Origin of the sequence: Pseudomonas sp. MH9.3 (genome assembly GCF_034354675.1) — a bacterium.
Classification (GTDB): Bacteria; Pseudomonadota; Gammaproteobacteria; order Pseudomonadales; family Pseudomonadaceae; genus Aquipseudomonas.
Map to the genome: position 1 here is coordinate 4,960,952 of NZ_CP133785.1, position 23,236 is coordinate 4,984,187.

At 61.3% G+C, this 23,236-nt stretch carries 20 protein-coding genes; 6 read left to right on the forward strand and 14 right to left on the reverse strand.

Annotation, left to right across the window (positions count from 1 at the left end):
* Positions 1 to 40 precede the first annotated feature (40 nt).
* The 3 genes from RHM60_RS22000 to RHM60_RS22010 are packed head-to-tail and all read left to right on the forward strand — an operon-like array spanning position 41 to position 4,321.
* A complete protein-coding gene (locus RHM60_RS22000; protein WP_231423655.1) occupies positions 41 to 1,165 on the forward strand; it encodes a GNAT family N-acetyltransferase in 1,125 nt (374 codons plus the stop codon).
* Positions 1,165 to 2,943, forward strand: coding sequence for a sensor histidine kinase (locus RHM60_RS22005; RefSeq protein ID WP_209989229.1), 1,779 nt, complete (start codon positions 1,165 to 1,167; stop codon positions 2,941 to 2,943). The genes RHM60_RS22000 and RHM60_RS22005 overlap by 1 nt, the downstream gene beginning before the upstream one ends.
* Complete coding sequence (locus RHM60_RS22010) at positions 2,933 to 4,321, forward strand: sigma-54 dependent transcriptional regulator (protein ID WP_322212792.1); 1,389 nt, start codon at positions 2,933 to 2,935, stop codon at positions 4,319 to 4,321. The genes RHM60_RS22005 and RHM60_RS22010 overlap by 11 nt, the downstream gene beginning before the upstream one ends.
* A 29-nt stretch (positions 4,322 to 4,350) precedes the next feature.
* Here RHM60_RS22010 and RHM60_RS22015 read toward each other — a convergent pair whose 3' ends face one another.
* The 11 genes from RHM60_RS22015 to RHM60_RS22065 all read right to left on the reverse strand — a co-directional run bounded on the left by RHM60_RS22015 (position 4,351) and on the right by RHM60_RS22065 (position 16,762).
* Entirely contained in the window at positions 4,351 to 4,680 is a 330-nt protein-coding gene (locus RHM60_RS22015) for a GlpM family protein (protein ID WP_173670288.1), read from the reverse strand.
* A gap of 8 nt (positions 4,681 to 4,688) precedes the next feature.
* Entirely contained in the window at positions 4,689 to 5,969 is a 1,281-nt protein-coding gene (locus RHM60_RS22020; protein ID WP_231423673.1) for a sigma-54-dependent transcriptional regulator, read from the reverse strand.
* 53 nt (positions 5,970 to 6,022) lie between these two features.
* Positions 6,023 to 7,924 (reverse strand): sensor histidine kinase, encoded by a 1,902-nt coding sequence (locus tag RHM60_RS22025; protein WP_322212794.1) that lies wholly within the window; start codon positions 7,922 to 7,924, stop codon positions 6,023 to 6,025.
* A 171-nt stretch (positions 7,925 to 8,095) separates the two neighbouring features.
* Complete coding sequence (locus RHM60_RS22030; RefSeq protein WP_003208734.1) at positions 8,096 to 8,830, reverse strand: amino acid ABC transporter ATP-binding protein; 735 nt, start codon at positions 8,828 to 8,830, stop codon at positions 8,096 to 8,098.
* Complete coding sequence (locus tag RHM60_RS22035; protein ID WP_053133478.1) at positions 8,827 to 9,498, reverse strand: amino acid ABC transporter permease; 672 nt, start codon at positions 9,496 to 9,498, stop codon at positions 8,827 to 8,829. The genes RHM60_RS22030 and RHM60_RS22035 overlap by 4 nt, the downstream gene beginning before the upstream one ends.
* Positions 9,498 to 10,244, reverse strand: a complete 747-nt coding sequence (locus RHM60_RS22040; protein WP_053133475.1) for an amino acid ABC transporter permease — start codon at positions 10,242 to 10,244, stop codon at positions 9,498 to 9,500. The genes RHM60_RS22035 and RHM60_RS22040 overlap by 1 nt, the downstream gene beginning before the upstream one ends.
* 195 nt (positions 10,245 to 10,439) lie before the next feature.
* Positions 10,440 to 11,366, reverse strand: a complete 927-nt coding sequence (locus RHM60_RS22045) for a glutamate/aspartate ABC transporter substrate-binding protein (protein ID WP_322212795.1) — start codon at positions 11,364 to 11,366, stop codon at positions 10,440 to 10,442.
* A 284-nt stretch (positions 11,367 to 11,650) separates the two neighbouring features.
* Positions 11,651 to 13,186 (reverse strand): glycerol-3-phosphate dehydrogenase, encoded by a 1,536-nt coding sequence (gene glpD, locus RHM60_RS22050; protein ID WP_322214656.1) that lies wholly within the window; start codon positions 13,184 to 13,186, stop codon positions 11,651 to 11,653.
* A 288-nt stretch (positions 13,187 to 13,474) separates the two neighbouring features.
* Positions 13,475 to 14,230, reverse strand: coding sequence for a DeoR/GlpR family transcriptional regulator (locus RHM60_RS22055; protein ID WP_209989253.1), 756 nt, complete (start codon positions 14,228 to 14,230; stop codon positions 13,475 to 13,477).
* Positions 14,231 to 14,325: 95 nt separating this feature from the next.
* Complete coding sequence (gene glpK, locus RHM60_RS22060; RefSeq protein ID WP_322212796.1) at positions 14,326 to 15,831, reverse strand: glycerol kinase GlpK; 1,506 nt, start codon at positions 15,829 to 15,831, stop codon at positions 14,326 to 14,328.
* 76 nt (positions 15,832 to 15,907) lie between these two features.
* Positions 15,908 to 16,762 carry an MIP/aquaporin family protein gene (locus RHM60_RS22065; RefSeq protein ID WP_209989257.1) on the reverse strand — a complete coding sequence of 285 codons (855 nt, stop codon included), beginning with the start codon at positions 16,760 to 16,762 and terminating at the stop codon, positions 15,908 to 15,910.
* A 327-nt stretch (positions 16,763 to 17,089) separates the two neighbouring features.
* On the opposite strand from RHM60_RS22065, the gene ybaK reads away from it, so the two are divergent.
* The gene (gene ybaK, locus RHM60_RS22070) at positions 17,090 to 17,560 is read left to right on the forward strand and encodes a Cys-tRNA(Pro) deacylase (RefSeq protein WP_231423652.1); all 471 of its coding nucleotides are present in this window, start codon (positions 17,090 to 17,092) and stop codon (positions 17,558 to 17,560) included.
* Between the two features lie 47 nt (positions 17,561 to 17,607).
* Here ybaK and RHM60_RS22075 read toward each other — a convergent pair whose 3' ends face one another.
* Together RHM60_RS22075 and argF are read right to left on the reverse strand one after the other, a co-directional pair.
* On the reverse strand, positions 17,608 to 18,657 hold the full coding sequence (locus RHM60_RS22075) for an ABC transporter ATP-binding protein (protein ID WP_209989263.1): 1,050 nt from the start codon (positions 18,655 to 18,657) through the stop codon (positions 17,608 to 17,610).
* Positions 18,654 to 19,574 carry an ornithine carbamoyltransferase gene (gene argF / locus RHM60_RS22080; RefSeq protein ID WP_003231428.1) on the reverse strand — a complete coding sequence of 307 codons (921 nt, stop codon included), beginning with the start codon at positions 19,572 to 19,574 and terminating at the stop codon, positions 18,654 to 18,656. The genes RHM60_RS22075 and argF overlap by 4 nt, the downstream gene beginning before the upstream one ends.
* A 435-nt stretch (positions 19,575 to 20,009) precedes the next feature.
* Here argF and RHM60_RS22085 point away from each other — a divergent pair, with 435 nt between their 5' ends.
* Both RHM60_RS22085 and grxD read left to right on the forward strand, forming a co-directional pair.
* Positions 20,010 to 22,118, forward strand: a complete 2,109-nt coding sequence (locus RHM60_RS22085; RefSeq protein ID WP_322212797.1) for a molybdopterin oxidoreductase family protein — start codon at positions 20,010 to 20,012, stop codon at positions 22,116 to 22,118.
* An 86-nt stretch (positions 22,119 to 22,204) separates the two neighbouring features.
* Positions 22,205 to 22,543, forward strand: coding sequence for a Grx4 family monothiol glutaredoxin (grxD, locus tag RHM60_RS22090; RefSeq protein WP_057007688.1), 339 nt, complete (start codon positions 22,205 to 22,207; stop codon positions 22,541 to 22,543).
* Between the two features lie 68 nt (positions 22,544 to 22,611).
* On the opposite strand, the gene bfr is transcribed toward grxD, so the two are convergent.
* Positions 22,612 to 23,082, reverse strand: a complete 471-nt coding sequence (bfr, locus tag RHM60_RS22095; RefSeq protein ID WP_003231421.1) for a bacterioferritin — start codon at positions 23,080 to 23,082, stop codon at positions 22,612 to 22,614.
* Positions 23,083 to 23,236 lie beyond the last annotated feature (154 nt).

The following is a 23,236-nucleotide window of genomic DNA, read 5'->3' on the forward strand; positions in this document are numbered from 1 at the left end:
CACATGGGTTCGGTGCTCAGTACACAAATAAGGGAAATCCGTGATCACCACGCAAGCCTTCTCGACCATCCGGGCCATCCAGCGCAGTGCCTGGAACGACTGTTTTCCGGGTGCGCTGGAGGATTGGGACTATTACGTGGTGGTGGAGAACGCCGCCATCGCCGATTTCACATGGCGCTACCTGGCGGTCTATGAGGACGGCACGCTGGTGGCGGTGGCGGCCGCATTCATCACCCGTTATCGCCTCGACACCACGGTATCGGGCGCCGGCAAGCGTTTTACCGAACGCCTGGAGCGACTGTGGCCGGGTGTTTTGCAACTGCCGCTGTACGCCATCGGTTCGCCGATGGCCGAGCACTGTGATGCAGGCATTGCCAGCCGCGTGCCGCCGGCAAGGCGCCCGCTGTTGCTCAAGCAGTTGATCAAGGCCGCGCGCCAGGATGCCAGTGAATTCGGTATCAGCCTGGTGGCAGTCAAGGACGTTGCCTCACAGGACTCGCAGTGGGCCGCGAGTTGCCGCAGCGCAGGTTTCAAAAGCATGCCGGGCCTGCCCGGCGGCGTGTTGAAGGTGCCCTACGGCTCGGTGGACGCCTACCTCGGCTCGTTGTGCAAGTCGACCCGCAAGGACCTGCGCCGCAAACTGCGGGCGCCGGGGCCGCGCCTGGAGTGGCGGCGTAACATCGATGATGTGCTGCCCGAGGTCATGCGCCTGTACGATGCCACGCTCAGCCGCGCCGACCTGCAATTCGAGCGCCTGCCGGCCAGCTACTTCACCGGGCTGCTCGAACGGATGCAGGGGCGTGCGGTGTGTGTGCTGTATTGGGTGGGCGAACACCTGGTGGCGTTCAACCTGATCCTGGTGGACGAGCATCGGCTGATCGACAAGTTTTTCGGGCATGACAGCGCGTTCGGTCGCGAGTACAACCTGTACTTTCGCAGTTGGCTGACCAATGTCGACTATTGTATTGCGCACCGGATCCCGCTCTATGAGTGCGGTCAGGAAGGCTATGCCAGTAAACTGCGCCTGGGTTGCGAGTTCCAGGGCAGGCATTTGTTCTTTCGCCATCGCAACCGGGTGGTCAACGTGCTGCTCAACCTGGTGAAAGCGTTTCTTCGACCGGACCGTTCCGACCCTGCCATGGCTGCCGTGATAAGCGAAACCTGATGATCAACAAGACCCGCCAGAAAGCCCGTCCATTTGCCATTTCGCGCTGGAGTGTCCAGCGCAAGCTGGTGTTGGCGTTCTGGCTGGTCAGCGTTATTCCAACGATGATCGCCGCCGAACTGGCCGCGACCACGCTGTCGCAGATTTTCGACAGCAACGTGCGCATCTGGCTGCAGGAGTCGACCAAGATCGTCAAGGACGAGATTGGCGATATCCTCCACGACAACGCGCGCATGGCCAAGCTGTTCCTGCGCTACACCAGCCCGCCGTCGAGCCCGCAGGCGGCGCGGCACGACCGGCTGACCGCCGACATCGCCGATGCCACCGATATCGATGTGGTCGCGCTGATCCGCAGCAGCGATCAGAAGGTGGTGTTCAGTACCGCGTCCGAAGACGTGGTCAAGCAGATCAACCTCACCAGCAAAGCGGTCCTGCAAACCGTCAAGGTGGCCGGCGTGATGACCGGCCTGGTGGTGTCGACCTTCGAAACCAACCGCGATGGCGTGGACTACCAGCTGCTGGTGGCCACCTACCTGGACAGCAGTTTCCTCACCAGCGTGGCCGACGTGCATTCCCTCGACCTGCGCCTGTACCTGGCCAACCCCGAGGGTTTTTCGGAAATATTCTCGACCCAGCGTTTCGACGATCATCCGTTGCGCATCCCGGCAAATATCGAAACGGCCATGCGTGCCAGCCGCCAGCCGAGCGAGCAGTTCACCAGCAACTACAGCGGTTTGTACTGGCCGATCTTCAATGATGCCGGCGAACTGCAGGGCGTGATCTTCAGCGGCTTGCTGCGCCACACCAGCCTGGTGGGGCTGGTCAATCAGAGCAATTTGTTCGTGCTGATTTTCCTGCTGAGTTCGGCGCTGTCGCTGGCTGCCGGTGTGCTGGTGTCGCGGCGCCTGACCCGGCCGCTGCGCGACCTGTCCGAGGGCGTCGATGCCGTGATCGCGGGGGATTATCAGCACCGGGTGCGGGCCAGCGGCGGTGACGAACTGGCGCAATTGAGCAGCACCTTCAACCACATGACCGAGCGCCTGGGCGAGCTGCATCACCTCGAAGCCCAGTTGCGCCGGCGCGACCGGCTGCATGCCCTGGGCGAGGTTGCCATGGGCCTGGCCCACGAAATCCGCAACCCGCTGGGCATCATCAAGACCGCCACCCAACTGCTGCACCGCCGCGTCGACCTGCCGGACAGCGACAAGCGCCACCTGGAATACGTGATCAACGAAGTCAGCCGTATCAACGAGTTGATTACCGAGTTTCTCGATTTCGCCAAGCCCAACCCGCCGCTGCGGGTGCAGCAGGCGGCACGCCCGCTGGTGGAGGAAATCCTCGGTTTTTGCAGCCCGGAACTGACCACCCACAACATTGATGCGCGCATCGACGACCAGGCGCCCGGTGCGACCCTGTATGCCGATGCCAAGCAGCTCAAGCAGGCCTGCCTCAATCTGATCCTCAACGCCATCGACGCGATGCCCGACGGAGGCCGCCTGACGCTGGGCATTCGCAGCCAGGGCAGCAATACGGTGATCAGCATCGCCGACACCGGCCAGGGCATTGCGGCGGAGATGATCGAGCGCATCTTCACACCCTTTGTCACCACCAAGGCGTCGGGCACGGGCCTGGGCCTGGCCAAAGTCTATTCGATCATGGAAAGTCACGACGGCAGCATCGAGTGCACCAGCGAGAAAGATGCCGGCGCCACCTTCAGCCTGTACATTCCGGCTGACGGTGAAGACGACGGCGACGATGAGGAAGGTCATGACGCATAACGTATTGGTGGTCGACGACGAGCCCAAGCTCTGTGACCTGCTGTCATCCGCCCTCAGCCAGAGCGGCATCCAGGTGTTCACTGCGGGCAACGGCCTGCACGCGCTCAAGGTATTGGAACAGGAAGACATTGACCTGGTGATCAGTGACTGGCGCATGCCGGGCATGGACGGGCCGGCGCTGCTGGCCGAAATCCGTGTGCGCTACCCGCAGGTGCCGGTGATCGTGATGACTGCCTACAGCACCGTCAAAAATGCCGTGCAGTCGATGCGCAACGGCGCCTACGACTACATCGCCAAGCCGTTCGATATCGACGAGCTGGATATCACCGTGGCCAAGGCCCTGCAGTTTCGCGACATCACTCGCGACAACGCACGCCTGCGCGCCGAGCTGGACGAACACGCCCAGTTCGACAGCCTGGTGGGCGACAGCCCGGCGTTTCGCCAGGTGCTGCAAGCGGTGGATTCGGTGCGCGACAGCACCGCGACCATCCTGCTGACCGGCGAAAGCGGCACCGGCAAGGAAATGGTCGCCCGCGCCATCCACAAGCATGGCAGCCGTGCGGACAAGCCCTTCGTGGCAGTCAATTGCGCGGCCATTCCCGAAGGCCTGCTGGAAAGCGAGATGTTCGGCCACCGCAAGGGCGCCTTCACCGGCGCCGTGGCGGACCGGGTTGGGCGGTTCATGCAGGCCGACAAGGGCACGCTGTTTCTCGACGAAGTGGGCGACATGCCCCTGGCGTTGCAGGCCAAGATCCTGCGTGCCTTGCAGGAGCGGGTGATCGAGCCGGTGGGCGATCCGCGCGAGCGCAAGGTGGATGTGCGGGTGATTGCCGCCACCAATAAAAACCTGCTGGAGGCGGTGGCCAGGAAAGAGTTTCGCGAAGACCTGTATTACCGCCTCAACGTCTTCCCGATTCCGCTGCCGGCGCTGCGCGACCGCGCAGAAGACATCGTGCCGCTGGCCCGCCACTTTGCCCACACCATCAGCGCGACGGCCGGCAAACGTATCACCGGCTTCAGCCCCGAAGCGTTGCAGGCGATGGCGGCGTATCACTGGCCGGGCAATATTCGTGAGCTGCAGAACTGCGTCGAGCGGGCGACGATCGTGGCGGCATCGCCTGTGATCGAAGATATCGACCTGCCGGGTTACCTGTATGCCTCAAGGCCGACCGAGACGGTGCTGCGCAGCGACGCCCCGGACGTGCCCCAGGATCTGGATGCGGCGCTGGCGGAGGTGGAGAAGGGCTACATTCTGGCGGCGCTGCAGGAGAGCAACGGCGTGCAGGCCGCAGCCGCGGCGAAGATCGGGATTTCCGAAAGGAGCTTCTGGTATCGGCTGAAGAAGCTGGGGATTCAAGTGGACAAAATAGTGCGCTGAGAGGGATTTTCTGTGGGAGCGGCAGTGTGTCAGGTGTGAACCCTGACCCATACGCTCACCAGCAGCGTTGCCGCCATCAGCCAGGCGACAGTGGCGACGGCCAGCGAGGCTTCAAGGCGCATTCGGTCGACCATCACATACAGCGTCGCCAGGTACACAAAATACGGAATGATCGACCACATCCCGAACAGGATGGTGGTCTTCAAGTCGTCCACCGACCGGCCCTTGCCGACGATGTAGTGGGCGATCAGCGCAAAGGTCGGGAACAGTGGCACCAAGCCTGCGATGTAATAGTTTCGGGTCTTGGCCAGCGCGGCGAGTATCAACACCACCGCCGCGCCCAGGGCGGCCTTCAACAGTAGGTCCATCAGTGGCTCAACCCGTATTTTTTGACTTTGTCGAACAGCGTGGTCTTGGCCATCCCCAGTTCCTGGCTGGCCTGGGTCAGGTTGCCGCCGCTGCGCTGCAGGGCATCGGCGAGCAGGTTGCGCTCGAAGGCCTCCACCGCTTCGGTGAAGGCCAGCCCATGGGTGCTGCCGCCCGCGCCGGACTTTTTGAAGGCCGGAAGACCGAGGGCGAAGCGTTCGGCGACGTTGCGCAGTTCGCGCACATTGCCCGGCCAGTCGTGGCTCATCAGGCTCGACAGGGTCTGGTTGTCGAGGTCAGGCACGCTGCGGTCGAAGCGCAGGGATGACTGCTGCAAAAAGTGTTCGAACAGTTGCAGGATGTCTTCGCGACGCTCGCGCAGCGGCGGCAGTTCCAGGGTGACCACGTTGAGCCGGTAATACAGGTCGCTGCGGAACAGGCTGGCGCGGCTCAGTTCGTCGAGGTCGGACTTGGTGGCGGCGATCACCCGGCAGTCCACCGCCACGCTCTGGTTCGAGCCCAGGCGTTCGAGGGTGCGTTCCTGCAACACCCGCAGCAACTTGATCTGCAGGTTGATCGGCATGCTTTCCACTTCATCGAGGAACAGCGTGCCTTCGTGGGCGTGTTCGATCTTGCCGATGCGGCGTTTGCCCGCGCCGGTGAAGGCATTGGCTTCGTGGCCGAAGATCTCGCTTTCGAACAGATTCTCCGGCAGGCCGCCGCAGTTGAGCGCGACGAACTGATGGGAATGGCGGCGGCTGAAGTCATGCAGGCAACGCGCGACCAGTTCCTTGCCGGTGCCGGTCTCGCCTTCGATCAGCACGTTGGCCGAGGTGTCGGCGACATTGGCAATCAGTTCGCGCAGGTTCTGCATGGCTGGCGAACGCCCGATGATGCGGCCTTCCAGCGAGTCGCGCTCGGCCAGTTGGCGGCGCAGTGCCCAGACCTCCCGCGCCAGAGCGCGCTGCTCCAGGGCGCGGCGGGCGACATCGACCAGGCGTTCGGGGGAGAAGGGTTTCTCCATGAAGTCGTAGGCGCCATTGCGCATGGCGCCGACCGCCATGGCGATGTCGCCGTGCCCGGTGATCAGCACCACCGGCAGGCTTTTATCCAGCGCCTTGAGGCGGGTGAGCAGTTCCAGCCCATCGATGCCCGGCAGGCGAATATCGCTGATGACGATGCCGGCGAAGTGCTCGCCGACGTGCTTGAGCGCCTCTTCGGCGCTGCCCACGCCGACACTGGCAATGTCTTCCAGCGCCAGCGCCTGTTGGCAGCCGAGCAGCACATGGGGGTCGTCTTCGACGATCAGCACGGTGAGGTCTTGGGGCGTGATATTCATGTCGACTCAGTGGGTTGAGTGCCCGCCAGCGGCAGGCTCAGGACAAAGGCCGTGCCACCAGTGGCCGGGTGTTCCACGGCAAGGTTGCCGCCGGTGGCCGCCGCGAGGCTGGCCGACAGGGTCAGGCCAAGGCCAAGGCCCTGCTCGCCGGGTTTGGTGGTGAAGAACGGTTCGAACAAATGCTTGCGCGCCTCGGCGTCGACGCCGTGGCCGTTGTCGCGCACCCGCAGGCGGTATTTGCCGTCGCTGCTGCTGCCTTCGAGCCACAGTTCGGGCATCGGCTGGGCTTGCATGGCATCCAGCGCGTTGCCGATCAGGTTGACCAGGATCTGCTCCAGGCGCGTCTGGTCGATCTGCAACTGCACGGCGGCGAAGTCACGGTGCACGCTCAGCGGCAGGCTGTCCAGGCGCGCGCCGAGCACCTGGAATGCAGCGTCCACCGCCTTGCTGAGGCTGGCCTGGCTCTGGTCATCGCCACGCCGGGCAAACGAGCGCAGGCTGGCGGTGATGCGGCCCATGCGGTCGATCAGCTCGTTGATGGTCTTGAGGTTGGCGCTGGCGGTGTCCAGCGCGCCTCGCTCAAGGAAGCGCACGGTGTTGCCGGACAAGGTGCGCAGCGCGGCCAGGGGCTGGTTCAGTTCGTGGGCGATGCTGGTGGACATCTGGCCGATGGCCGCCAGCTTGCCGGCCTGTACCAGTTCATCCTGGGCGCGGCGCAGGGTTTCTTCGGCTTGGCGGCGCTCGCGAATCTGGCCCTTGAGCCGTTCGTTGCTGGCGCGCAGGTCGGTGGTGCGCTCGGCGATCCGCCGTTCCAGCTGGCTGTTGGCTTCCTGCAAGGCTTCGCGCGCGGCGAGGCGGGTGGCGATCACTTTGCGTCGCTCGTTCCAGGCGATCAGCAGGAATGCCACCAGCCCGAACGCAACCGCCACCAGAATGCCCTGGTTGATCGCGGCGCGGCGCAGGTCGTTGAGCGGGGTGAGCAGGGTGAAGTTCCACGGCGTATCGAGGAGCGGGCGGGTTTGCGCCAGGTAGCTCACCTCGTGGGCGTCGTTGACCACTTCGCTGTTGGCCGGGAAGGTCAGTTTTTCGCTGACCTCGTTGAGGCGTTCGCGGGCCAGGGGTTCGAGTTCGTTCAGCGTCGCCCAGTAATATTGCAGGCTGTGGGCCAGGCGGTCGCGGGTGTCATCGCTCAGCGGGCGCACGGCCTTGAGGCGCCGGGCCGGGTCGCTGGAGAGGATGATGATGCCGTTCTCGTCGCTGACGAACGCTTCGAGGCGCGCGCGCTGCCAGCGTTCTTCCAGGGCTTCGAGACGTACCTTGACCACGGCCACGCCAATGATCTTGCCGTGCTCTTCCAGGCCGTGGGCCAGGTAGTAGCCGGGTTCGCCATTGGTGCTGCCGATGCCGTAGAAGCGCCCGGGCTGGCCGCGCACGGCATTCTGGAAGTAGGCGCGAAAGGACAGGTCTTCACCCTGATAACTGTCGGCATCGCGCCAGTTACTGGTGGCCAGCACACGGCCGGTGGTGTCCATCACGTAGATGGCCCGACTGCGACTGCGTCGGTTCAGGCCTTCGAGGTAATCGTTGACGTTCTTGCGGGTTTCCTGATTGGGCTCGGCCAGCAGTTTGGACACGCTGGATTCCAGCTCCAGCAGGCTGGGCAGGTAGGTGTATTTGCCCAATTCGCTCTCGACCGTGCGTGCGTGCAGCTCAAGCTGGCGCTCGCCGGTGTCGCTGAGGGTGCGGATGCCATAGTACTCACTGATCCAGAAGCCGATGAAACCCAGGCCGATCATCAGGGCGACTACCAGTGGCGGCAGGAACAGTTGGCGTATCAGACGAGGTTTCACGGCAAGTGATGGCGGTGCGGCGCGAAATTGGTTGGGGTCGCATTTCATCACAGATGCCTTGGGTCAACCAGCGCTTGCCAGCCTGTGAGGTTCGGTGTGGGAGGGGGCTTGCTCCCGATAGCAGTCTGTCAGTCGATACATCTGTCACTGATCCACCGCTATCGGGGGCAAGCCCCCTCCCACATTGGCCCGGTTTCTACAGTGGGAGCCGTGGAGTACTTAGTGCTGCAGGATTTTCTCGAGGAAGTGCTGCGCGCGTTCGGAGCGGGCGCTGATGTCGCCGAAGAATTCCTCTTTCGGGCAGTCTTCGATGATCTTGCCGGCGTCCATGAAGATCACGCGGTCGGCCACTTTGCGCGCGAAACCCATTTCGTGGGTCACGCACATCATGGTCATGCCTTCCTGCGCCAGTTGCACCATCACGTCGAGCACTTCGTTGACCATTTCCGGGTCAAGGGCCGAGGTCGGTTCGTCGAACAGCATGACGATCGGGTCCATGGCCAGTGCGCGGGCAATCGCCACACGTTGCTGTTGCCCGCCGGACAACTGGCCCGGGTGTTTGTGGGCGTGTGCCGAGAGGCCGACCCGCTCAAGCAGTTGCAGGCCCTTTTTGGTGGCCTCTTCCTTGCTGCGGCCCAGTACCTTGATCTGCGCGATGGTCAGGTTTTCGGTGATGGTCAGGTGCGGGAACAGCTCGAAGTGCTGGAACACCATGCCCACCCGCGAGCGCAGTTTGGGCAGGTTGGTCTTCGGGTCGGCAATGGAGGTGCCGTCGACGACCACGTCGCCTTTCTGGAACGGTTCCAGTGCGTTCACGCATTTGATCAGCGTCGATTTGCCCGAGCCGGACGGCCCGCACACCACGATCACTTCGCCTTTTTTAACCTCGGTGCTGCAATCGGTCAGCACCTGGAAGTCGCCATACCACTTGTTGATGTTCTTGATAGAGATCATACGGCAAACCTTTTTTGCAGACGCTTGACCAGCAGCGAGGCGGAAAAGCTGATGATGAAGTAGACGACACCGGCGAAGATCAGGAACTCATTGGAGCGGCCGATGATGTCGCCGTTGGAGCGGGCGGAGTTGAGGAAGTCCACCAGGCCCACGGTGTAGACCAGCGAGGTGTCCTGGAACAGGATGATCGACTGTTGCAGCAGCAACGGGGTCATCTTGCGGAACGCCTGGGGCAGGATGATCAGGCGCATGGTCTGGCCGTAGGTCATGCCCATCGCTTGTGCGGCGGCCATCTGGCCCTTGGGGATCGACTGCACGCCGGCCCGCACGATTTCGCAGAAGTACGCGGCTTCGAACATCATGAAGGCCACGACGCAGGAGGTGAATGCGCCAATCGGTGTGTCTTCGCCGGTGATCCAGCGCAGCACGAACGGCACCGCCAGGTAAAACCAGGTGATCACCAGCAGCAGCGGGATCGAGCGGAAGTAGTTCACGTAGGCGCCGGCCACACGCGACAGCAGTTTGCTCGACGACAGGCGCATCAGCGCCAGCACCGTACCCAGCGCGATGCCGCCGATGACGCCCATGACCATCAACTGCAAGGTCATGAGCATGCCGTTCCACAGGCCCGGGATGGCGGGGATGATACCGCTGAAATCAAGTTCCATTATTTGCCCCCCACGGAGATCAGGCCGGGCACGGCGACTTTCTTCTCGACCACGCGCATCAGCAGCATCAGGCTCATGTTCAGGGTGAAGTAGATCAGCGTGGCCAGGGTGAAGGCTTCAAACAGGTTGGCCGAGAATTCGGCGGTCTGTTTGGTTTGCGCCAGCAGTTCCATCAGGCCGATCAGGGACGCCACGGAGGAGTTCTTGAAGACGTTGAGGAATTCGGAGGTAAGCGGCGGAATGATGATGCGGTAGGCCTGCGGCAGCAGCACGTTCCAGTAGATCTGCGGCAGCTTGAATCCCATGGCGCGGGCCGCGGATTCCTGGCCGCGTGGCAGCGCCTGGATACCGGTACGCACTTGTTCACACACACGGGCGGCGGTGAACAGGCCCAGGCACACGACGACGCTGAGGTAGGCCGAGGTGGTCGGGTTGAGGTCCTGTTTGTACCAGTCCTGCAGGTTTTGCGGCAGCAGGTCGGGTATCAGGAAATACCAGATGAACAGCTGAACCAGCAGCGGCACGTTGCGAAACAGCTCGACGTAGCAGGTCGCGATGCCCGCTACGAGGCGATTTGGCACAGTGCGCATGACGCCCAGAATGGACCCCAGCAGCAAGGCGATAATCCATGCCACGACGGCGATGGCAATGGTCCAGCCCAGGCCTGCGATGTACCAGTCGAGATAGGTCTCGCTGCCAACGCCGGTGGACTTGAAGAACACGCCCCAGTCCCAGTTGTAATTCATTAGGGTCTCCCCTCGAAATCGATCGATGTACAAGCACCCGCTTGGGGAAAGTCCATTCCCGCCCGACGTTGAACGCCAGGCACACGCGATCGGCTCGGAAACCGCCAGGTCGAGTGTTCCAAAAATACTGCCAGCAGGTAGTAACAGATGCCTGAGGGAGGGTGAACTCCCTCAGGCGATAAGGTTAGTTCAGTGTCAGATTTTTACGTCGGGCGCCGGCTTGTCGCTTGGGTTGGCGATCAGCTCTTTAACCTTTTCGCTCATCGGGAAGTTCAGGTTCAGGCCTTTGGGTGGGATCGGGCTTTCGAACCACTTGCTGTAGATCTTGTTGATCTCGCCGGATTTGAACAGGCCGACGATGGCGTCATCCACGGCTTTCTTGAAGGCCGGGTCGCCTTTGCGAACCATGCAGGCATAGGCTTCGAAGGATTGCGGCGTACCGGTGATGACCCAGTCGTCCGGCTTCTTGGCCTTGGCTTCTTCACCGGCCAGCAGCGCGTCGTCCATCATGAACGCAACGGCGCGGCCGCTTTCGAGCATCTGGAAGGATTCGCCGTGGTCCTTGGCGGAGATGACGTTCATGCCCATCTGCTTGTCGGCGTTCATCGCTTTGATGATGCGCTCGGACGTGGTGCCGGCGGTGGTCACGACGTTCTTGCCTTTGAGGTCGGCGAAATCAGCGTAGGACGGCTTGCCATCCTTGTCTTTCTTGACCAGCAAGCGAGTGCCGATTTCGAAGATGTTGGTGGTGAAGTCGACTTGCTGGGCGCGTTCGGCGTTATTGGTGGTGGAGCCGCATTCCAGGTCCGCAGTGCCGTTCTGGATCAGCGGAATACGGGTTTGCGAGGTGACCAGGTTGTACTTGGCCTTCAGGTCGGGTTTGTTCAGGTCTTTTTTCAGGGCTTCAACGATAGCCAGCTGAATGTCGTGGGAGTAGCCCACAGGTTTGCCCGAGCCATCTGCGATGTAGGAAAACGGAATGGAGCTGTCGCGGTGCGCGAGTGTGATGGTGCCGGAGTCGTTGATTTTCTTCAGCGTGCCGGTGAGTTCGGCGGCGAACACTGGAGTGCTGATCAGAGCAGCAGCGATAGCTGCGCCCAGGATATGGGGAACGATGCGCATCATTACTTCCTCGACATTTGTTTTTTTTATGAAGCCGGATAGGCGGCTCTCTTGTACGGCGAATGCCCATAACGGCTGCTGGGAGGCCCTGGGCAATCGTTGGGAAGTGTAGAGCATGAGTCGTGCCAGTCAGCGGTTAAAAGATTAATGCGCTGATTTGTATAGGAATTAACTTTATGTGACAGCGGATTTGCCAGGTGTGAGTACGGCAAACCGAATGGGGAGGGAGATGGCGTTCGGAAAACCGAATGGTGTGGGAGCGAGCAGGCTCGCTCCCACACAGGTCAGGCGGCTTCGATCTTGCGGTTTTGCTCGACCTTGGACAGATAACGCTGCAGCTTTTCCTGTTCTTCCGGGGTGGTGAACAGGCCAAGTTTGGTGCGGCGCCACAGTACATCCTGTGGCTGGGTCGCCCATTCTTCGGCACACAGGTAATCGACTTCGCGGGTGTACAGGCCGCCACCCAGGTGCTCGCCCAGGTCTGCCAGCGACTGCGCGCCTTCCAGCAGACGCCAGGTGCGGCTGCCGTAGGTCACGGACCAACGGCGGGCGATTTCGCCTGGCACCCAGTCGAATTTCTTAAGAATGGCGTCTGCCAGGGCTTGCGGCGTGGTCATGTCCTCACCGCCCGGCAGGCTGGCGGTGGCGGTCCAGCTTGGGCGCATCTGCGCGAAATAAGGTGCTAACTGGGCCATGGCCGACTCGGCCAGCTTGCGATAGGTGGTCAGCTTGCCGCCGAACACCGACAAAATCGGCGCCTCACCGGTGCCGCCGGACAGCGACAGGGTGTAATCGCGGGTGATGGCCGACGGGTTGTCCGACTCGTCGTTGCACAGCGGGCGCACGCCGGAGTAGGTGTGGACGATGTCGTCGCGGCTCAGTTGTTTCTTGAAGTGCGCGTTGACCACCTTGAGCATGTAGTCGGTTTCGCCTTCGGTCACTGCCACCTTGGCCGGATCGCCGGTGTATTCACGGTCGGTGGTGCCGATGATGGTCAGGTCGTTCAGGTACGGAATAGTGAAGACGATGCGCTGGTCTTCGTTCTGCAAGATGTGTGCGTGGGCGCCTTCATAGAGCTTGGGCACGATCAGATGGCTGCCCTGGATCAGGCGGATGCCGTACGGCGAATCCAGCTTGAGGTCGTCGCGGATGAACTTGGCGACCCATGGGCCAGCGGCATTCACCAGCGCCCTGGCGCGAATCGAGAACAGACTGCCGTCGGCGCGCTCCATGTTCATTTCCCACACACCCTGGCTGCGGTGTGCGCTGACACAACGGGTCTGGGTGTGGATATGCGCACCTTTCTCCCGTGCGGCCATGGCGTTGAGTACCACCAGGCGGGCGTCGTCGACCCAGCAATCGGAATATTCGAAGCCTTTGGTGATTTCGCTTTTCAGCGGGCTGTCGGCGCCGAAGGTAAGGCTCTTGGATCCGGCGAGCTTCTCGCGCTTGCCCAGGTGGTCGTACAGGAACAGACCGGCACGAATCATCCACGCCGGACGCAGGTGCGGGCGGTGCGGTAGCACGAAGCGCATCTGCTTGACGATGTGCGGCGCCTTGGCCAGCAGTACTTCACGTTCGGCCAGCGCTTCGCGCACCAGACGGAACTCATAGTGTTCCAGGTAGCGCAGGCCACCATGAATCAGTTTGCTGCTGGCCGAAGAGGTGTGGCTGGCCAGGTCGTCCTTTTCGCAAAGGAATACCGACAAACCGCGCCCGGCTGCGTCTGCTGCGATCCCGACGCCATTGATCCCGCCACCGATTACGGCAACGTCATAGACTTCGGCAAGGGGTGGAGCAGGCAAGGTAGAAGGGTTCATCGGCTGGCCTCGCAATCTTTTCATATTGGAATTCGAACATTAATGTTCATTTGCGAAAATGGTAGCTGATAAACGCGGGCACAGCCAGTCGACTTCGATTGAAAAAACTCATCGAAGGACGGGGAAGGGAAAATTTGTGAACATTCGCCTGGGGAAGGGCTTAACAAAAAGGTAACTGTCGGATTGTCACCGGGAGCAAGCTCCCTCCCACATGTTGACCGCATTCCTTCTATTGGAAACAGGTCAAGTGTGGGAGGGCGCTTGCTGCCGATGGCGGCGGTCCTGGCGCTACACCACTTCCAGCCTGACCTTGTGCTCATTTAACAACTGCACCAACGCCGGCACCGGCTGCTGATCGGTCACCAGACAGTCCACCAGGCTGATCGGCCCCAGGCGAATCATGGCATTGCGCCCGAACTTGCTGGAGTCCGCCGCCAGGATTACCTTGCGTGCATTGGCGATGATCGCCTGTGACACCCGCACTTCCTGGTAATCGAAGTCCAGCAGGCTGCCGTCTTCGTCAATCCCACTGATACCCACCAGGGCGAAGTCGACCTTGAACTGGTTGATGAAATCCACACTGGCCTGGCCCACTACGCCGCCGTCACGGCGCACGTTGCCGCCGGTCAACAGCACGTCAAAGTCGTCCTTGGCGCTGAGCATGGTGGCGACATTGAGGTTGTTGGTGATGATTTTCAGGTGGTTGTGATTGAGCAGCGCACGGGCGATGGATTCGGTGGTAGTGCCGATGTTGATGAACAGCGAGGCATGATCGGGGATTTGCGCGGCGATGGCTTCGCCGATGCGCAGTTTCTCGTCGCGCATCTGGTCGGCCCGCATAGCGTAGGCGGTGTTTTCGACGCTGGAATCATAGGCTGCGCCGCCGTGGTAGCGGCGCAACAGGTTGGCATCCGCCAGTTGGTTGATATCGCGGCGGATGGTTTGCGGGGTGACAACGAACAACTGCGCCATTTCCTCGATACTGACATAGCCGCGTTCGCGGACCAGTTCGAGGATTTGTTGCTGGCGGGGAGGCAGATTCATGGGGCGTCCTTTGGGCTGCCATACAAAAGTGGCCCATGATGACGCAGGAATCCGCTCCCTGCCAGTTACAACCCCAAGAGGGACCGGCGCTTGGCTTATTCGGCGCCTTCGTGCGGCTCCCAGTCGCGGGTGCGGCTTACCGCTTTCTGCCAGCCGGCGTAGAGTTTCTCTTTGGCGGCTTCATCCAGTTGCGGTTCGAATTCGCGTTCGATCACCGCCTTGCCGCGCAGTTCGTCCAGGCTGCTCCAGAAACCGCAGGCCAGGCCCGCCAGGTAAGCGGCGCCCAGAGCCGTGGTTTCACGCATTTGCGGGCGCTCCACCTGGGTGCCGAGGATGTCGGCCTGGAACTGCATCAGGAAGTTGTTGGCCACTGCGCCACCGTCCACGCGCAGGGCCTTGAGGCGTTCGCCCGAGTCCTGCTGCATGGCGTCGAGCACGTCGCGGGTCTGGTAGGCAATCGACTCGAGGGCTGCACGAATGATGTGGTCCACGCGTACGCCACGGGTCAGGCCGAACAGTGCGCCACGGGCATACGGGTCCCAGTACGGCGCGCCCAGGCCGGTGAAGGCGGGCACCAGGTACACGCCGTTGCTGTCCTTGACCTTGCCGGCAAAGTATTCGGTGTCGGTGGCGTCGGCGATGATTTTCAGTTCATCACGCAGCCATTGCACGGTCGAGCCGCCGTTGAACACAGCGCCTTCGAGGGCGTAAGCCACTTCGCCACGCGGGCCGCAGGCGATGGTGGTGAGCATGCCGTGCTTGGATTTGACCGCCTTGTCGCCGGTGTTCATCAGCAGGAAGCAGCCGGTGCCGTAGGTGTTCTTGGCCTGGCCGGGCTCCACACACATCTGGCCGAACAGCGCCGCTTGCTGGTCACCGGCGATGCCGCCGATGGCGATGCCGCTTTTGGTGCGGCCATAGATTTCCGACGACGATTTCACTTCCGGCAGCATCTCGCGCGGTACGTCGAGAATCTCCAGCATCTTCGCGTCCCACTCCAGGGTGTGGATGTTGAAGAGCATGGTGCGCGAGGCGTTGGTGTAGTCGGTGACGTGGGTTTTGCCGCCGGTAAATTTCCAGATCAGCCAGCTGTCGATGGTGCCGAACAGCAGTTCGCCGTTGCGCGCACGCTCGCGGCTGCCTTCAACGTTGTCGAGGATCCACTTGAGCTTGGTGCCGGAGAAGTACGGGTCGGTGACCAGGCCGGTGGCGTCGTTGATGTATTGCTCGTGGCCTTCGCGCTTGAGCTGCTGGCAGATCTCGGTGCTGCGGCGGCACTGCCAGACGATGGCGTTGTAGATCGGGCGGCCGGTGTTCTTGTCCCACACCACGGTGGTTTCACGCTGGTTGGTGATACCGATGGCGGCGACCTGGTCATGGTGCAGGCCGGCCTGTGCCAGGGCTTCGACCATCACCGCGCTCTGGGTGGCAAAAATTTCCATCGGGTCATGCTCAACCCAGCCGGCTTGCGGGTAATGCTGGGTGAACTCGCGCTGGGCGGTGCACACCACGTTGGCGTCACGATCGAAGATGATCGCTCGCGAACTGGTGGTGCCCTGGTCGAGGGCAATGATGTAGTTCTTATTCTGAATGTCGGTCATGTCGATTGCCTTGTACGAAAAAGGGAAGTCGGAAGTCAGCCTGGGCCGCAAAGGGCAGGGGACCAGGCCGGCGCTTTCAGGAAATACGCGTGTTGCCGTTGACAGCCGTGTCAGGTGTTTCAGCTACAGCAGGGACGGCGCTCGGCAGGTGACGGGCGATCAGCCCGCGGTAGGCCGCAGCACCCAGGCATGCGCCGACAATCGGCGCGAAAATCGGCACCAGGAAATAGGGAATGTCGCGACCGCCGGTGAAGGCTATTTCACCCCAGCCGGCGAAAAAGGTCATCAGCTTGGGCCCGAAATCCCGCGCCGGGTTCATCGCAAAGCCGGTCAGCGGGCCCATGGCGCTGCCGATCACCGCAATCAGCAGGCCGATCAGCAGGGGGGCAAGGGGGCCGCGTGGCAGCCCGTTGTTGTCGTCGGTCAGGGCCATGATCACGCCCATCAGGATGGCGGTGATGACCATCTCCACCAGGAACGCCTGGGCCGTGCTCAACAGGGCATGGGGGTAGGTGGAGAACACCGAGGCCAATTCCAGGCTGGCTTGGGTGCCGCGCACCAAATGGTGGGTTTGTTCGTAATCGAAAAACAGGTTGCTGTAGAGCGTGTACACCAGCGCCGCGGAACAGAAGGCGCCGGCGACCTGGGCGAGGATATAGAAAGGCAGTTTGCGCTTTTCGAAATCGGCAAACAGGCACAGGGCGATGCTGACCGCCGGGTTGAGGTGGGCCCCGGAAATACCGGCGGTGAGGTAGATCGCCATGCTGACGCCGATCCCCCAGATGATGCTGATTTCCCATAAACCGAAGCTGGCACCTGCGACCTTGAGCGCAGCGACGCAACCGGTACCGAAGAAGATGAGCAGCGCGGTGCCGAGGAATTCGGCCATGCATTGGCTCGAAAGTGAAGGCTGTTGAAGAGCAGTTGTCATGGAAAACCTCATTTGTTGTTCTTGTCTGGCGTACGGCCTCGTTGGGCCTTGCGCGATTTTCACCAATGACGAGGATCCCCATCCACGCCACGGCTTACTGCTTGAATACTGCGGAAACCATTCCTACAGCATTCGGAAACGAAAAAATATAGACAAGAATGACGGCTGTCAAAGGTCGAAAGTGAACTGTCAGTCATTTTCCAACTATTGGTCTGATGAATGATCATGCTTGTGACAGCATTTATTAGGGCAAGCGTGGCCCACGCTAGAGCGTTTTACGTGGGCTTGGCTTAACATCGGCCATCTGTTTGCCTGACCGGAGACATCATGACCCCCGCATTGGACCTGCTGAAGAAAGTTCGCGCCGAACATCGCATCCACAGTTACGAGCACGATCCCAAGTCGGCGTCATATGGTCTGGAGGCCGCAGAAAAATTGGGCCTCGACCCGGCGCGGGTGTTCAAGACCCTGCTGGCCAGCACTGAAAAGGGTGAGTTGCTGGTGGCGGTGGTGCCGGTCGTCGGAAGCCTGGACCTCAAGGCCCTGGCGCAGGCGGCGGGCGCGAAAAAAGTCGAAATGGCCGACCCGGCGGCGGCGCAGCGCGCTACTGGCTATTTGCTGGGGGGGATCAGTCCGTTGGGGCAGAAAAAGCGCTTACGCACGTTTATCGATGTGACGGCGCAGCCGCTCGAGACGATTTTTGTGAGTGCGGGGAGGCGAGGGCTGGAAGTGGAATTGACAGCTTCGGCGCTGGCTGAAAACACTCAGGCCACCTTCGCCCCGATTGGCAGAATATGATGTCGGGGCACTGAAAATCCAAGGTGGGAGCAAGCTCCCTTGCACTTTCAGCGTGCTGCCTGAAACAGCACCAGATGTTCTGCCGCAACCCGAATGCCTACATCCACGCCCACCTGATGGTCCGCATGGCTGGGGAAAATCGATTCCAGCTGCGCACCGGTCGGCAACTGCAGACGGTAGAGCGTCGAGGCGCCGAGGAAAGTCTTGCCGATAATCCGCGCTTTGAGGGCGCTGTCCGGCGCATGGACGATATCGTCCGGACGCAGCAACACCTCCACCGCTCCCCCCGCAGGCCAGGTGTAGGCGCGGTTGCCGCGCAGCTCACCCAGTTCGGTGTGCACGGACTCCGGCGAGCTCAATTGGCCACGGATGAAGTAACCCTGGCCGATAAAGCTGGCGACGTAAGGGGTCTGCGGTTCGTGATAAAGGTTGTAAGGCGTATCCCACTGTTCCAGCCGGCCTTCCTTGAACACGCCCACCTGATCGCTCACGGCAAACGCTTCTTCCTGATCATGGGTGACCAGGATCGCACTGGTGCCGCGTGCCTTGAGAATCTCGCGCACTTCATGGCTGAGCTTGCGCCGCAGTTCGCCATCGAGGTTGGAGAAGGGCTCATCGAGCAACAGCAGTTGCGGCTCCGGCGCCAGGGCGCGGGCGAGGGCGACGCGTTGTTGCTGGCCGCCGGAGAGTTCGTGGGGGAAGCGCTTGCCCAGGTTCTTCAGGTTGACCAGTTCCAGCAGTTCGGCAACCACGCGGTCTTTGTGCGGGTGCTTGCGAATGCCGAACGCAATGTTGTCGGCCACGCTGAGGTGGGGAAACAGGGCGTAGTCCTGAAACACCATGCCGATACGACGTTTCTCCGGTGCCAGGGTGAAACCGGCGCTGGAGATGACTTCACCGGCCAGGCTGATCTCACCTTCGTGCACCGGTTCGAACCCGGCAATCGCTCGCAGCGTGGTGGTCTTGCCGCAACCCGAGGACCCGAGCAGGCAACCGATATCGCCGGCATTGAGGTGCAGATTGAGGTTCTGCACCACCCGTTGATCGTGATAACCGCATGCCAGATTGCGCAGGTTCAGCAGTAGGGGCTGGCTCATGCGTGGTGGTACGACGGCGGCACAAGAAATTCGAGCAGGGCCTTTTGCGCGTGCAGGCGGTTTTCGGCCTGGTCCCACGCCACCGAGCGCTGATCGTCGAGCAGGTCGAGGCTGATTTCCTCGCCACGGTGCGCCGGCAGGCAATGCATGAACAGCACATCGGGCGCGGCCAGGTCGAGCAGGGCGCGGGTGACCTGGTACGGCGCGAACCGGGCCAGGCGCTTGGCGGTTTCTTCTTCCTGACCCATGGAGGTCCACACGTCGGTGCTCACCAGATGCGCGCCGGCCACGGCTTCACGCGGGTCGCGCACGAGGGTGACGCGGCTTCCGGCTTGTTCGAGGAAGCGCGCGTCAGGCTCGTAGCCTTCAGGGCAGGCAACACGCAGCTGGAAGTCGAACTGGATCGCCGCTTCTATATAGCTGTTGCACATGTTGTTGCCATCGCCGATCCAGGCCACGGTCTTGCCCTGGATCGAGCCACGATGCTCAAGAAAGGTTTGCATGTCGGCCAGCAACTGGCAGGGGTGCAGGTCGTCGGACAGGCCGTTGATCACCGGCACCCGCGAGTTGGCGGAAAATTCGGTCACGGTACTGTGGGCAAAGGTACGGATCATCACGGCGTCGAGCATGCTCGACATGACGATGGCGCTGTCGGCGACGGTCTCGCCTCGGCCCAGTTGCGTATCGCGCGATGACAAAAAGATGGCCTGGCCACCCAGTTGAATCATGCCGGCTTCGAACGACACGCGGGTGCGGGTCGATGACTTCTCGAAAATCATGCCGAGCACGCGGTTTTTCAAAGGCTCGAACAGTACGCCGCGGTTACGCAGGTCTTTAAGCTCAATGCCTCGACGGATCACGCCGACCAGCTCTTCGGGCGTGCAATCCATCAGGGAGAGAAAGTGCCTAGCGCTCATCATTAACTACCTTTTGCAACAGACCGCAGATACTCAAAGCCTTGTTTATTGTGACAACGGGCGAGACCTGCGGCGAAAGCCGCACGGGGCGACGAAATAGGGGAAGGCGCGATCTTATAATTAAATGTCGCGTCTTACCAATAGGGCTACGGTTTTTAAGGGTGTTCAGCGGGGCGTCAATGCGCGTTTGAAAACAACTTCCTGACAGCAGCGGGCCATTTGTACACTGGCGCCGTAACCTTTTGCAATGCGCGGCGGCGGGGCCAGGCCAGGCTGCGTCGGTTTTCTGCGACGATGCGTGCACCGTTGAAACATTTGCTCACGCTCTCGGCCATGGCCTGGCCTGATGCCAGTCGATTCATGCCGCGAAGGTTACTGGTGCCAAGGTTCCCGGCGGCCCATAGTTGCCCCAAAGCCCCTATAAAGAGACTGGCCATGACCAAGACTCTCCACCACCGTGCCTGCCATCTGTGTGAAGCCATTTGCGGTCTGACCCTGGAAACCACCCAGGCCGACGACGGCAGCCTGGCGATCACGTCCATCAAGGGCGACGCCGAGGACAGCTTCAGCCGTGGGCACATCTGCCCCAAGGCCGTGGCGTTGCAGGATATCCAGAATGACCCGGACCGCCTGCATCAGCCCATGCTGCGCGTCGGCAGCCAATGGCAACCGATCCCGTGGGAAGATGCCTTCGCGCTGGTGGCTGAACGTCTGTCAGGCATTCAGGCGCGTCATGGCCAGAACGCGGTGGCGGTCTACCAGGGAAACCCGAGCGTGCACAATTATGGGCTGATGACCCACAGTAACTATTTCCTGGGGCTGTTGAAGACGCGCAATCGGTTTTCCGCGACCTCAGTGGATCAACTGCCCCATCACCTCACCAGCCACCTGATGTACGGCCACGGCCTGTTGCTGCCGATCCCGGACATCGACCACACCGATTTCATGCTGATCCTCGGTGGCAATCCGTTGGCCTCCAACGGCAGCATCATGACCGTGCCGGATGTGGAAAAACGCCTCAAGGCCATCCAGGCCCGGGGCGGCAAAGTGGTGGTGGTCGACCCTCGGCGCAGCGAGACGGCGGCGATAGCGGACCAGCATCTGTTCGTGCGGCCTGGCGGTGACGCGGCGCTGCTGTTCGGCCTGCTCAACACCCTGTTTACCGAGAACCTGACCCGTACCAGCCATTTGCCGGTAGCCGGCCTTGAGGAGGTGAGACGCGCCATTGCCGGGTTTACCGCCGAGGCCATGAGCAGCCAGTGTGCCGTGCCCGCTGAACAGATCCGTCAGTTGGCGCGTGATTTTGCCGCCGCGGACAAAGCGGTGTGCTATGGGCGCATGGGGGTGTCGACCCAGGCGTTTGGCACGCTGTGTCATTGGCTGGTGCAGTTGATCAACCTGGTGACCGGCAATCTCGACCGGGTGGGCGGCGCGCTGTGCACCACGCCGGCCGTGGACCTGGTGGCGTCCACTGGTGGCGGGCATTTCAATCGCTGGCAGAGCCGCGTGTCCGGGCGTCCGGAGTATGGTGGTGAATTACCCGTGTCGGCCCTGGCGGAAGAGATGCTTACTGCAGGCGAAGGGCAAGTCCGCGCGCTGGTGACGGTGGCGGGCAACCCGGTGCTGTCCACGCCCAATGGCCGCCAGTTGGAGCAGGCGCTGGAGGGGCTGGAGTTCATGGTCAGTGTCGACCTGTATATCAACGAGACCACGCGCTATGCCGATCTGATTCTGCCGTCCACTTCAGCGCTGGAGAATGATCACTACGACACCACGTTCAATATGTTCGCGGTGCGCAACGTCACCCGTTTCAATCGCGCGATCCTGCCCAAGCCGGCGGGCGCTCTGCATGACTGGGAGATTTTTGTCGGTTTGGCCAAGGCCTTTGCCGCGCAGACCGGCGTGGTGCTCAAGCCGACGGTGGCGCCGGCGCAGATGATCGATGCCGGCCTGCGCGCCGGGACTTATGGTGATGCATCCGGTCACAAGCTGTCGGTGGCGATGCTGGCGGACCATCCCCATGGACTGGACCTGGGGCCACTGGCGGCCAACCTTGCTGCGCGCTTGAAAACCGCGGATGGCAAGGTGCAGGCAGCACCGGCGGTGATCCTTGCCGACCTCGTGCGCTTTGCGGCACAACCGGCGCCTGTGGCTGACGAGCTGCTGCTGATCGGCCGTCGCCATGTGCGCAGCAACAATTCGTGGATGCATAACTATCACCGGCTGGTGAAGGGCAAGCCACGGCACCAGTTGCACATGCACCCCGAGGACCTGGCGAGCCGGCAGTTGACTGATGGCCAGCGCGTGCGCGTCAGTTCGCGCATCGGCATGATCGAAGTTGAAGTGCTCGCCAGTCTGGAGATGATGCCTGGGGTGGTCAGCCTGCCCCACGGTTGGGGCCATGGCCGCCCGGGCGTGCGGATGACAATCGCCAGCAGCCAGCCGGGAGCGAGTGCCAATGACTTGACTGACGAACGGCAGTTGGATGAATTGTCCGGCAATGCCGCATTGAACGGAGTGCCGGTGCAGGTAGCGGCCGCATAAGGAGCCTGAGCATTGTGCCGGGATTTTGCGTTACAATGCGCCACCGTGCCGACCTGTGAGTCGCAAAGTTCCAGCCGAGGTGTTCCATGGATATCATCGAAACGATCAAAGAGCAGATTGCCAACAACACCATCCTGCTTTACATGAAAGGTGCACCGAACGCGCCTCAGTGCGGTTTCTCCGCGAAGGCATCCCAGGCCATCATGGCGTGCGGCGAGAAGTTCGCCTACGTGGATATCCTGCAGAATCCTGAAATCCGCGCCAACCTGCCCAAGTACGCCAACTGGCCTACCTTCCCGCAACTGTGGGTAGCTGGCGAACTGGTCGGCGGCAGTGACATCATCACTGAAATGGCAGCGGACGGTTCGTTGCAGGCGCTGGTCAAAGATGCAGCAGCCAATGCGGCGGCCAAGACCGACGCTTGATTGGCCCGCAATAAAAAGCCCCGCTTCTCGAAAGAGAGCGGGGCTTTTTTGTACCTGCGTGGTGTGGGTTATTCGCCCATCTGCGACTGCAGGTAATTCTCCAGGCTGACTTTGACGATCAGGCCCAGTTGGGTCTCCAGCCAGTCGATGTGCTCTTCCTGGTCTTCCAGAATGTCTTCCAGAAGCTCACGGCTGCCGAAGTCACCGTGGGTTTCGCAGTGGGCAATGGCAGCCTTGAGGTCGCTGTGGCTCTTGCGCTCAAAGCCCAGGTCGCTGTTGAGCATTTCCTGGGTGTGTTCGCCGATGTTCAGCTTGCCCAGGTCCTGCACGTTCGGCAGACCTTCCAGGAACAGGATGCGCTTGATCAGCGCATCGGCGTCCTTCATGGCCTTGATCGACTCTTTGTATTCGCGCTTGCCGAGCTTTTCCAGGCCCCAATCGTCGTACATGCGGGCATGCAGAAAGTACTGATTGATCGCGACCAGTTCATTGGCAAGGATTTTGTTGAGTTGCTGGATGACTGAGATGTCGCCTTTCATGACTGGGGTCCTGCCCTGTAATAGCTGTGTATGAGGCAGAGTTTGAGCGGCGGAAACCTTAGTGTCAAACCTAAGTTATTGAATAATAAATGAAAATTAATCGGAATAAGAATGTTTGTGTTCCGCGTCTTGGCGCTAACTAATTGAATTACAG

Excerpts from the sequence above, each read along its gene's own strand:
- RHM60_RS22005 (WP_209989229.1), top strand. The coding sequence starts at position 1,165 with ATGATCAACAAGACCCGCCAGAAAGCCCGTCCATTTGCCATTTCGCGC.
- RHM60_RS22010 (WP_322212792.1), top strand. The coding sequence starts at position 2,933 with ATGACGCATAACGTATTGGTGGTCGACGACGAGCCCAAGCTCTGTGAC.
- RHM60_RS22025 (WP_322212794.1), bottom strand. The coding sequence starts at position 7,924 with ATGAAATGCGACCCCAACCAATTTCGCGCCGCACCGCCATCACTTGCC.
- RHM60_RS22030 (WP_003208734.1), bottom strand. The coding sequence starts at position 8,830 with ATGATCTCTATCAAGAACATCAACAAGTGGTATGGCGACTTCCAGGTG.
- RHM60_RS22035 (WP_053133478.1), bottom strand. The coding sequence starts at position 9,498 with ATGGAACTTGATTTCAGCGGTATCATCCCCGCCATCCCGGGCCTGTGG.
- RHM60_RS22040 (WP_053133475.1), bottom strand. The coding sequence starts at position 10,244 with ATGAATTACAACTGGGACTGGGGCGTGTTCTTCAAGTCCACCGGCGTT.
- RHM60_RS22045 (WP_322212795.1), bottom strand. The coding sequence starts at position 11,366 with ATGCGCATCGTTCCCCATATCCTGGGCGCAGCTATCGCTGCTGCTCTG.
- glpD (WP_322214656.1), bottom strand. The coding sequence starts at position 13,186 with ATGAACCCTTCTACCTTGCCTGCTCCACCCCTTGCCGAAGTCTATGAC.
- RHM60_RS22055 (WP_209989253.1), bottom strand. The coding sequence starts at position 14,230 with ATGAATCTGCCTCCCCGCCAGCAACAAATCCTCGAACTGGTCCGCGAA.
- glpK (WP_322212796.1), bottom strand. The coding sequence starts at position 15,831 with ATGACCGACATTCAGAATAAGAACTACATCATTGCCCTCGACCAGGGC.
- RHM60_RS22065 (WP_209989257.1), bottom strand. The coding sequence starts at position 16,762 with ATGACAACTGCTCTTCAACAGCCTTCACTTTCGAGCCAATGCATGGCC.
- ybaK (WP_231423652.1), top strand. The coding sequence starts at position 17,090 with ATGACCCCCGCATTGGACCTGCTGAAGAAAGTTCGCGCCGAACATCGC.
- RHM60_RS22075 (WP_209989263.1), bottom strand. The coding sequence starts at position 18,657 with ATGAGCCAGCCCCTACTGCTGAACCTGCGCAATCTGGCATGCGGTTAT.
- argF (WP_003231428.1), bottom strand. The coding sequence starts at position 19,574 with ATGAGCGCTAGGCACTTTCTCTCCCTGATGGATTGCACGCCCGAAGAG.
- RHM60_RS22085 (WP_322212797.1), top strand. The coding sequence starts at position 20,010 with ATGACCAAGACTCTCCACCACCGTGCCTGCCATCTGTGTGAAGCCATT.
- grxD (WP_057007688.1), top strand. The coding sequence starts at position 22,205 with ATGGATATCATCGAAACGATCAAAGAGCAGATTGCCAACAACACCATC.
- bfr (WP_003231421.1), bottom strand. The coding sequence starts at position 23,082 with ATGAAAGGCGACATCTCAGTCATCCAGCAACTCAACAAAATCCTTGCC.